The sequence below is a fragment of the Streptomyces sp. NPDC014734 genome (assembly GCF_043083325.1).
Taxonomy (GTDB): domain Bacteria; phylum Actinomycetota; class Actinomycetes; order Streptomycetales; family Streptomycetaceae; genus Streptomyces.
Window position 1 is genome coordinate 1 of sequence record NZ_JBIBYN010000070.1, and the last position, 1,389, is coordinate 1,389.

The following is a 1,389-nucleotide window of genomic DNA, read 5'->3' on the forward strand; positions in this document are numbered from 1 at the left end:
TCCGTACGGCCGGCGACACCACTGCCCAGCGCGATGTCGGTGCCCGCGCCGAGGCGCGTGAGCAACGCCGCCATACCGGCCTGCAACACCATGAACACGGTGGTGTTCGACCGCCGTGCGAGCCGAACCAGTCGCTGATGCAGATCCGCGTCCATCTCGAAGACGAGGTGCGTCCCTTCGTACGAGGCCACGGCCGGGCGAGGCCGATCTGCGGGAAAGGTAACCTGCTCGGGCAGTTCGGCCAGCTGACGGCGCCAGTAGCTGATCTGCTGGGAATAGACGCTCTCGGGGTCGGACTCGTCTCCCAACAACTCCCGATGCCACAGGGTGTAGTCGGCATACTGCACCGGCAGCTCGGGCCACTGCGGCGCGGTGTCCTCCGTACGTGCCGTGTAGGCGGCGACGACATCGCGTGCTATCGGGTCCATGGACCAACCGTCGCCCGCGATGTGGTGCACGAGCAGCAGCAGGACGCTGTCCTCCGTGCCGGTCTCGAAGAGCCAGGCCCTGATCGGGATCTCGGAGGAGAGGTCGAACCCGTAACGAGCAGCTTCCTCCAGAGCCTTCGGCAGCTCCTCCTCCGTCACCGACCTGTATTCCCAGCCGAGCTCCGCTCGCCGCACATCGAGGACCAGCTGGTGTGGCTCGCCGTCGATTTCCGGGAAAATAGTGCGCAGCGACTCATGTCGGCCGATCAGGTCCCGCAGTGCGCTGCGGAGCGCTTCCGCGTTCACACCACCTGTCAGGCGCAATGCCAGCGGCATGTTGTAGGTCGCGGACCGGCCCTCAAGCTTGTGCAGGAACCACAGGCGGCGCTGAGCGAACGACAGCGGCACCACGTCCGGCCGCGGTATCGGCACAAGGGCCTTACGCGTCCGGCCGCTGTCGCTGAGGCGCGTTGTCAGACCGGCCACAGTGGGAGCCTCGAAAACGGCGGCGATCGGAACCTCCACGCCGAGTGTGCTGCGGATGCGGCTGACGAGGCGGGTGGTGAGGAGGGAGTGGCCGCCGAGGTCGAAGAAGCTGTCGTCGATCCCGACCCTGTCCACGCCCAGCACCTCGGCGAACAGCCCGCACAACACCTCTTCCTGCGGGGTACGCGGGCCGGAACCGCCGGCCGTCGCCGCGTAGTCCGGCATCGGAAGCGCCCTGCGGTCCAGCTTGCCGTTGGGAGTCAGCGGCAACCGGTCCAGCACCATCACCACCGACGGCACCATGTACTCCGGCAACCGCTCCGCCAGCCGCTCACGCGCGGCCTTCGCCATCGGTACGAAACCCCGTGCGGCCGCCGGGTTGTTGACCCAGGGACCACCCGAAACGGCCGGCAGATACACACCGGTCAGGACGGCGTCGCTCATCCCGGCCGGAAGCACGACGGCCTCGAACAGT

1 protein-coding gene is annotated in these 1,389 nt (G+C 67.7%); it reads right to left on the bottom strand.

Going from position 1 to position 1,389, the window contains the following annotated elements:
• Positions 1 to 1,389 (bottom strand): condensation domain-containing protein (locus ACF1CT_RS37375; RefSeq protein ID WP_391788495.1); only part of this gene is annotated, 1,389 nt, incomplete at both ends.